Here is an 8,774-nt window from a genome sequence, read left to right on the forward strand (position 1 = left end):
TGAGTTTCCTATTTATCACCGCAGTTCGTTACTTAAGAAAAGTATAAAGAAATCAAAAATAGGCGAATCTACAGGAGCAAATATAGTTGGAATATGGAAAGGTGGTACTTTATCCTTAAACCCGGGATCTGACGAAATAATTAAGAGGAACTCATGCTCGGTTAAAAGATGTGATTTTCCAATTGTGATCTATTGTAAAAACACCATCTGATATACTTTCAAGAATGACCTTTGTGGTATCCTCAGTAAGTGGACCATGTATTTTTTTATTTACCATTTTTTTTAAGCCATTAGTTTTTAATCATAATTTATCACTATGTTAAACCAAATGGTTGCATTATTGCAATGATAAATTGATAAATTGTTATCCTTTGGTCCAGAGAATGGCTTTTCTTTTTTTCGGGATTATTTTTTGTAAATCTTTGATTTTGCCAAATGTCAGGCAATTTGCCATGCAGTGTTTTACGCAGGCAGGTGCAAGTCCCTGTTTTACACGACCGGCACAAAAGACACAGGCCCTGGTAAAGGTGGGGATATTGGTAATAAGCAATTTGTCGTTGGGAAGGGTATGGATGAATTCCAATACTTCAACACCTCCCACTTTTCCGGCAGGGCGGGTGTATTCCTGTTTACAGGCCACTTCGCAGGTCTTACAGCCGGTACAATATTCATAATCAATGAGCATTCCATATTCTGACATCTCTTTTATCCTTTCACCTTATATACTTTGCACAGCATGCTTTTTATGGGAGCGCCCAATCCTGCTTTCCCTTCATGGCCCATGGGAATAAGCTGGTTGACATTGACATCCCAGACACCGAACAGTTCCGGTTCTTTGCCTTGTTTTTCAGGGAACCACCATCCGTGCTCAGCCATGACAATATCCGGATGAATAATCGGAGTGACAAGCGCTTTTACCGTGATCTTCCCCAGCCAGTTTTCCACACAAACTTTTTCTCCATGGGCTATGCCGTATTTTTTGGCTGTATCCGGATGGATTTCCAGGACCGGATCTGTCTGCTGTTCGCGAAGCCACGGGATCTGCCGGTGTTCCGAGTGAAAAAACGGCCCCATTCTTCGTCCCGTGCTGAGGATGAGCGGATACTCCTTGAACAGATCCGGTGTACTGACCGGGCTGTAAGGCGGTTCTTCATGATAGGGCAGGGGCTCAAGTTCCCATTTTTCAAGCCAGGAGGAATAAAGCTCAATTTTTCCCGACGGTGTCCTGAATCCCGGTTTTTTGTCTTCCCTGAGCAGGCCTTTTTCATACCTGAAATAGGGTTTGCTGGGGTGGCCCTTTGGAGGGATCATCCAGGTCTTGTCACAAAGATCTTTATAGGTCATGCCGGCGGATTTTAGAAGAGTGTCAAACAGCTGAGGGACATTGTCATAGGGAAAGTCTTTCATGAATCGTTTGCAAAGCTCAAGGTTGATCTCAATATCAGATTTGCAGTCTTCCACCTCCACCACTTTTTTGATGGCCTGCAACGGCACCCACCAGGCCTTTAACGAGTCTTTTTCAAGGAAGGTAGCCGCCGGCAGAATCACATCACAGAGCATGGCGGTGGGTGTCATGAAAAGATCCACACAAACGGTAAAATCAAGTTTTTTAATGGCCTTATGCCATTTTTGGGGCTCCATGCCCGTGCAGGCAATGGGATTGGCTGTCTGTATCCACATACCTTTAATTTCATAGGGGTCGTCTGAAAAAATTTGTTCCAGAACTTTATCCGGCTGTGCCCATGCCCTGAAATCCTTAATCGCACCATAATCATGCATTCCAATGCGTTTTTCGACCACATCAGGGGGAAGACTTAAAATGCTGCCGCCCGTGTGATAGGGATAGGTTACGACATCATAGGCATACCGGGCAATGGCATTGCCGCCGGGGTTATCAAGATTGCCGGTCAGGCACCAGAGATGGTTGATGGCCTGGGATGTCGGAACCGTTGATGGAATCGTATCAATGGGAAGTCCCCAGTGAAGCGCAGAGGGTTTGCTTTTTGCATACATCCGGGCAGCCTTTCTGATTTTATCTGCGGGTACCCAGGTGATTTTTGATACTTTTTCAGGCGTATACTGCTCAGCATTTTCTTTATACAAGGACCAGACCGTCTTTGCCCTTGCCTTTTCACCATTGGCAAGTGTAATATCAAATTCTCCCTCCATTGAAGGCGTTATATCATTCTTTTGATAGGTCTGTTTTTCAGTATCCCATACCACCCAGCTGTCTGAAGCAGGGTCGTGGGAAATGAAATTAATATCTGATCCGTTTTCTTTAAGATCACTTTCTCTTAACAGAGCAGGGGAATCCTGATTGGTTCTCACAAGAAACGGGGAGTTGGTCCATTTTTCAATAAATTTCATGTTGATAAGATCTTCTTTGATCATGACATGGATAAATCCAAGGGCAAGAGCGGCATCTGTCCCCGGCCTTAACTGGAGCCAGAGTTTTGCCCGGGATGCAATCCAGGTGCACCTGGGATCAATGACCAGAAACTGAGTACCCCTTTTCATCAAATCCACATACCAGTGGCCGAAAAAGCCGTCCGGGCAGGTGGCAGGTAGATTCTGGCCCCAGATGGTGGCAGTTTCAGGAATTTCATATTCAGGGTCATCATATCTTTTTTCATGCCACTGGGATGCATCCACAACGGCAAAATCCCCCTGGGTAATGGACATCATCATCAGGCGCGGTGTATAACAGGAAATGCCGGAAAGGCCGAACATCCAGTTGGGGCTTCCATAAGCATAGGCCAGCATGGATATCCATCCGCCAATATCCCGGCCGGTTCCCTGGTGGAAGATGAAAGATTCCGGTCCATGGTCATCCCTTATCTTTTTCATCTTCTGCTCTATCAGGTCAAAGGCTTCATCCCAGGAAATTTTTTCAAATTTGCCTTGCCCGCGTTCTCCAACGCGTTTTAACGGCTTTCTAAGTCTGTCCTTATGGTACATGTACTGTGTCATGGAAAGGCACCGTGAACACAACCTTCCCTGGTTCCAGGGATGATCCGGGTCACCTTCCACCTTGATGACTTTATTGTCCTTTACATGAACCAGTATGCCGCAGCCGCCATGACATCCCGGCCCCGGCGACCAGGTCGTGGTTTTAATTATTTTTACCCCATCATCTTTCATAATATTCTCCTTTAAAAATCATGATAATTGCGCACCCGCCTGTTTGGAAATGGTCCGGGCGGTAGCTGCAATCATTTTCCCAAATGTTTTAAATTTATCCTCAGTAAACGTTCCCACAAGCACTATACCTGCTGTTACTTCATTGTTGTGATCAAAAACAGGTGCACTGACAGCCTTAATTCCCGGTGTTACTTCGCCATTGTCAACAGCATATCCGTTTTCACGGCAGAACTTTAGTTCCTGTTGAAGCCTTTTTTTGTCCAAAGATTCAATATCCCCGTGAAAGAAGAGTTGATCTGAATTAATGATTTTTTTTTGTTCTTTTTCATTGAGGAATGCGAAAATAGCTTTCCCGTGGGATCCATGGGTAATGTGCAGGGATTGATATTGTCTGACCGTAACAGAAAGCTTGTCGTTTCCATCATATTTCCCTGCAATATAAAATTGATCATTGCAGATAATTCCCAGCAGCACACTTGTCTTGGTTTTATCTGCAAGTTTTTGGAGATGGTCTTTTGCAATGGCGTTGATATCAAGTTTTTCTCTTGCTTTTCGTGCCAGCGGCATGAGAGCCGGGCCCAGGGAATAGGTTTTTGTTTTGCTGTCTTTTGTAATTAGATCATACCGCATCAATGAATTTAATATGGAGAATCCCTTACTTTTATGGATTCCGATTTCTTTGCAGATAGTTGTTAATCCCATATCATCGTCTTTACTTTTTCCAAGGCAGAGAAGCAGTTGTGCAGCCTGTTCCACCGCCGGAGAAGCCGGGTGGTAAATGGATTTTTTCTTTTCTGTGGTCATAATATAGAGTCCTTATATTTTAAATAGTTCTATATACAGAACAAGGTTCTGTATATTAGAGCAAACAGAAAGTCACATGTCAAGTTTTTTCAAAAAAGAAACCGAAAAGTTTACCATAAGTCAGACAGAAGCACTTTTGCTGCTTAGAGGGATTTCATTTATTGACTTTAACAATGGGAGTAAATATGATGCCGTATGTTTTATTTAAAATCTGTTATTGAAAGGAATTATTATGAATAAAATTAATAAATTAATTGTTGTTATGATTGTGTTTCGTTTGAAAGTGTGCCTGCTTTTTTTTGATTAAAAGGTTAGAAGATTTTCAAAATTTTGATAAATTTCTAATCCTTTTTTCGAAGAATTTCGAAGAATTTTGTTCGTCATAAAGGATGGTAAAAGAATGCTGTTTGTATTAACCAATTGTTTTTAAAGATGAATCGTGTTCTCTCTGCCCCTGGTATGGTTTTTGCTGTTTAACAACATGGTTTTTAACGATAATTTAAGCTGCGGCTGGGTGGAAAGCCCCAAGGCTTATAGAAAATAAAAAGGATTAACACTAATGACTCTTCAAACTAAACTTTCCAAAGGGGAGTTTGTCGTACTTGCCGAAATGAACACCCCAAAGGGCGTTGACATATCAGATCTCGTGACAAATGTGAGACATCTTAAGTCCCGAATAGATGCTGTTGTGATTCCTGATATGGATAATGGCGTCATGCACATGAGTGCTTTGGCCGGTGGTGCAATCATCCGGCAGCAGGGACTTACGCCGATGATCCATATTTACGGGCGTGATCGAAACCGGATGGCCATACAGGGAGATATGCTGGCTGCCCATGTTCTTGGTATTCATAATCTTTTGATTGTTCAGGGAGAGAATATCGCCCATGGTGACCATCAGAATGCGAAACTGGTTGATGATCTCAATGAGCTGGATTTGCTGGTTATGGTTCATTCTCTTTTGAAAGGAACAGATCTTGCCGGTTTTGAATTAAAAGGAAAACCTGAATTTTTCACAGGATGCCAGGTTCAACCCATCCGGGATGACGATCATCTTGAAGAAGAACTTAAAACCGCTAAAGCAAAAGTAGATGCAGGTGCACAATATATAATGGTTCCACCTGTTTTTGATATCGCCTGCTACGCTCAAATCTTAAATAAATTCAAATCATTGAATGTCCCGGTGATTGCCACGGTTTTCATGTTGAAAAATGTGGGTATGGCCCGTTATATTTCCATTAATGATCCTGGCTCAAAACTGTCTGAGTCTTTGATCAGCCGGATCAGGAAAGCAAAAGACCGGGAAACGGAATGTATCCGTATTGCTGGAGAAATGATTAAAGAACTCAAAAGCGAGGTTGCCGGGGTAAAGATTTCTGCTTCGGGTTGGGAAGACCGTTTACCGGCAATCCTGGACTGTGCAGGGCTTTAACATAAATCAATTCATTTTTATTATCTGTGTGAACAAATATTACAGGTGATGGATACCCATAAATAAAAACAGGTTACAAATGCAAAAGCTTAAAGATAATCAACATAATAAGTCAAACGACAGGAGCGTGCTTGTTATCGGTGGTGGTGTCGGAGGAATCAGAGCGGCGTTGGATTTAGCTGAATCCCGCAGAAATGTCATACTGATTGATAAATCATATTCCATTGGCGGGTTGATGACCCAGCTGGATAGAACTTTTCCAACCAATAATTGTGATTTATGTACGGTATCTCCCCATTTATCCGAAAATACAAGACAAATCCATCTGGATTTACAACCCATGACCCAACTTGAGGAATTAACGGGTGAGGCAGGCAATTTTAAAGCCACACTTGTTACTGAGCCTCGGTATATTGATATTGACAAATGCACGGCATGTGGAGAATGTCACAAACATTTTCCCAAAGCAGTTCGATTTACCCCTGGACTTGATCCCCGGGCACCGACCTGCATGCGGTATCCCCAGGCAACACCTTATGCTTTTTCTATTGATATGGAGAAAGTGGAGGATGTTGAGGCCTTACAAAAGGTTTGTAAGGCAGATGCAATTATTCCGGATGACACGCAAAAGAAAGTTACGATTGAAGCGGCATCTATTGTGTTAAGCGTTGGTGCTGAATTGTTTGATCCTTCAGTACTGGACAATTTTGGCAGCGGACAATTTGAAAATGTTGTGACGGGTTTGGAATATGAACGGATTATGTCGGCTTCCGGTCCTTTTCAGGGTGATCTTGTAAGAGTATCGGATAAAAAACGTCCCCAAAAGGTGGCATGGATTCAGTGTGTCGGATCAAGGGGAATTAATAAAGCGGATGTGCCATATTGCTCCGGGGTTTGCTGCATGTATGCACTCAAAGAAGCCATAGTCACAAAGGAACGTTTTGCCGAAAGTATTGAAACCACTATCTTCTATATGGATATGCGAACCTATGGCAAGGATTATGAACTCTACCTTAACCGTGCAAAAAATGATTACGGCGTCAGGATGATCCGCTGTCGTCCCCATTCCATTGTTGAGGACGGCAAAACCAAAGATCTTTCCATTACCTATGCTCTTGAAGAAGAGGCCCTTCAGAAAACCGAAGAGTTTGACATGGTTGTACTGTCAACCGGGTTCAGGATTCCTGAAACGACCATTGATCTGGCCCATCGACTGGGGATTGAATTAAACCTGCATAATTTTGCAAAAACAGATCATTTTAATCCGGTGAAGACCTCAAAATCAGGTGTATATGTCTGCGGTGTGGTTGAAAGTCCGAAAGATATCCCTGAAACAATGGTTCAGGCAAGCGCTGCTGCAAGCATGGCTGCATCCAATCTTCCTGCAATAATGGACGTGCCTGAGAGTGAAAACTCCTTTATACCGGAACGGGATGTTTCAGAAGAAGAGCTGCGGATTGGTGTTTTTATCTGTGACTGCGGGGTGGAGATAGGTGGTGTGGTGGACGTTGACAAGATGGTGGAGTTTGCCGGAGCCGGATCTGGTGTTGTTGTGTCCCAGGCGGTTGGATATGGCTGCAGTAGTGATTCCATGGCACTGATTGAAGCATCCATTAAAACCAACAATTTAAATCGGGTAGTGATTGGCGGTTGTTCACCCAGAACCCATGAGACCAAATTTCAGGATCTGCTGCGCCGGGCAGGATTAAATAAATACCTGGTGGAAATCGTTAACTTAAGAGATCAGAACACATGGGCCCATATGGGTCAGCCCGAAGAAGCCTTAGACAAGGCGTTTAAACTTCTTGGAATCGGTATCAGCGGTGTTCGCAAAAGTCGTCCGCTCATGGATCAGACCTTGCCTATGAATCAGAATGCTTTGGTTGTGGGTGGCGGGGTCACGGGAATGACGGCGGCACGCCAACTGGCTGACCAGGGAATCAAAGTTTACCTTGTGGAAAGAGGCCCTGTCCTGGGTGGATTGGCAAAGTCCATTCGAAAAACAATACAGGGTGATGAAGTGGGACCGTTCATAAATCAATTGATTGATGATGTGTCAGCCCATGAAAATATCCAGGTGTTGACAAGATCGATCATCGTTGATCATTCCGGGATACCGGGACGGTTTAAAACCGGCATCCAGACGGGTCCAAGAATGAACTATATGCAGCTGGATCACGGGGTGACCATCCTTGCTACAGGGGCTTTGCCGAATCGTCCGGATGCGTATGGCCTGGGAACCCATGACGATATTTTAACCCAGCTTGACCTTGATGCGCTGATTGAAGATGATCCTGAAAAGATAAAAGCCATGAACCAGGTGGTCATGATTCAGTGTGTCGGCTCAAGAGAACCGGACAATCCAAATTGTTCAAGAATCTGCTGTCAGGCGGCCATAAAGAATGCCCTGCGTATTAAAGCCATTGATCCTGACATACAGATTTTTATTTTATACAGAGATATTCGTACCTATGGTTTTCAGGAAGATTATTACAGACAAGCCCGGAACCTGGATGTAAACTTTATTAAGTTTTCCATAGACAAAAAACCCGAGGTCTGGGTTGAAAATGACCGGGTGTCTGTTTTTGTGGATGATGTTATCCTTGACAGGAAGATTCAGTTTGAAACGGATTGTCTTGTCTTGAGTACCGGGATGATTGCAGATGATGAAACCACGGAAGATCTGGCCATGATGTTTCATCTTCCCAGAACTTCTGACCACTATTTTCTTGAAGACCATGTGAAACTTCGACCCGTTGACATGTCAGTCAGAGGGTTTTTTATAGCCGGAACAACGCATTCACCTAAAACAATCCAGGAGAGCATTACCCAGGCCTATGCAGCAGCAGGGCGGGCACAAACCCTGCTGGCTAAAAAAGAAATTAACCTGGGTGCGGCTGTTGCCAAGGTGGATAGTTCCAAGTGTGCGGCCTGCCTGGTCTGTGTTCGTGCCTGTCCTTTCAGTATTCCGTTTATTAATGAGGATGGGTATTCACAGATTGATCCGGCCAAATGTCAGGGATGCGGTATCTGTGCAGCTGATTGCCCTGCAAAGGCCATTCAATTGCTTGCCTATGAAGATGATCAGATTATGGCCAAATTAGACGGCTTATTCGGAGGGTTGAACTAATGGAAAATTTTGAACCGGAAATTGTCGCATTTTGTTGTCATTACTGCGCATATACTGCTGCTGATATGGCGGGCAGCAAGAGAATATCCTATCCGCCAAATGTAAAAATCATCCGTGTGCCCTGCACGGGAAAAGTAGATGCCATTCATATCATGAAAGCCCTGGAGAAAGGGGCGGATGGCGTTTATGTAGCCGGGTGCCTTGAAGGGGACTGCCATTTTAAAAATGGAAATACCCGGGCCAGATACAGGGTAGAGCATGTACAAA

At 43.9% G+C, this 8,774-nt stretch carries 7 protein-coding genes; 4 read left to right on the forward strand and 3 right to left on the reverse strand.

Annotated features, from left to right (window positions below; all coding sequences use genetic code 11):
- Positions 1-211, forward strand: a 211-nt coding sequence (locus K8S13_RS19130) for a hypothetical protein (RefSeq protein WP_291465058.1), incomplete at its 5' end; no start/stop codon positions are given.
- 153 nt (positions 212-364) lie between these two features.
- Here the strand turns inward: K8S13_RS19130 and K8S13_RS19135 are convergent.
- Genes K8S13_RS19135 through K8S13_RS19145 form a run of 3 tightly spaced genes read right to left on the reverse strand, consistent with a single transcriptional unit; the run spans position 365 to position 3,945 of the window.
- Positions 365-700: a 4Fe-4S binding protein gene (locus tag K8S13_RS19135; protein ID WP_291465045.1), complete on the reverse strand. Its 336-nt coding sequence runs from the start codon at positions 698-700 to the stop codon at positions 365-367.
- 5 nt (positions 701-705) lie between these two features.
- Entirely contained in the window at positions 706-3,141 is a 2,436-nt protein-coding gene (locus K8S13_RS19140; RefSeq protein WP_291465047.1) for a molybdopterin-dependent oxidoreductase, read from the reverse strand.
- 18 nt (positions 3,142-3,159) lie between these two features.
- Positions 3,160-3,945 carry an IclR family transcriptional regulator gene (locus K8S13_RS19145; protein WP_291465050.1) on the reverse strand — a complete coding sequence of 262 codons (786 nt, stop codon included), beginning with the start codon at positions 3,943-3,945 and terminating at the stop codon, positions 3,160-3,162.
- A 559-nt stretch (positions 3,946-4,504) separates the two neighbouring features.
- Between K8S13_RS19145 and K8S13_RS19150 the strand changes: the two genes are divergently transcribed.
- From K8S13_RS19150 to K8S13_RS19160, 3 genes are all read left to right on the forward strand, one after another.
- A complete protein-coding gene (locus K8S13_RS19150) occupies positions 4,505-5,377 on the forward strand; it encodes a methylenetetrahydrofolate reductase (RefSeq protein WP_291465052.1) in 873 nt (290 codons plus the stop codon).
- 79 nt (positions 5,378-5,456) lie between these two features.
- Positions 5,457-8,507 carry an FAD-dependent oxidoreductase gene (locus K8S13_RS19155; protein ID WP_291465054.1) on the forward strand — a complete coding sequence of 1,017 codons (3,051 nt, stop codon included), beginning with the start codon at positions 5,457-5,459 and terminating at the stop codon, positions 8,505-8,507.
- The coding region (locus K8S13_RS19160; protein ID WP_291465056.1) for a hydrogenase iron-sulfur subunit at positions 8,507-8,774 on the forward strand (268 nt) is incomplete at its 3' end. The genes K8S13_RS19155 and K8S13_RS19160, both read left to right, overlap by 1 nt.

The sequence above is a fragment of the Desulfobacula sp. genome (assembly GCF_021107415.1).

What these genes read in the sequence shown, in the direction of transcription:
- K8S13_RS19135 (WP_291465045.1), bottom strand. Translation starts at nt 700, where the DNA reads ATGTCAGAATATGGAATGCTCATTGATTATGAATATTGTACCGGCTGT.
- K8S13_RS19140 (WP_291465047.1), bottom strand. Translation starts at nt 3,141, where the DNA reads ATGAAAGATGATGGGGTAAAAATAATTAAAACCACGACCTGGTCGCCG.
- K8S13_RS19145 (WP_291465050.1), bottom strand. Translation starts at nt 3,945, where the DNA reads ATGACCACAGAAAAGAAAAAATCCATTTACCACCCGGCTTCTCCGGCG.
- K8S13_RS19150 (WP_291465052.1), top strand. Translation starts at nt 4,505, where the DNA reads ATGACTCTTCAAACTAAACTTTCCAAAGGGGAGTTTGTCGTACTTGCC.
- K8S13_RS19155 (WP_291465054.1), top strand. Translation starts at nt 5,457, where the DNA reads ATGCAAAAGCTTAAAGATAATCAACATAATAAGTCAAACGACAGGAGC.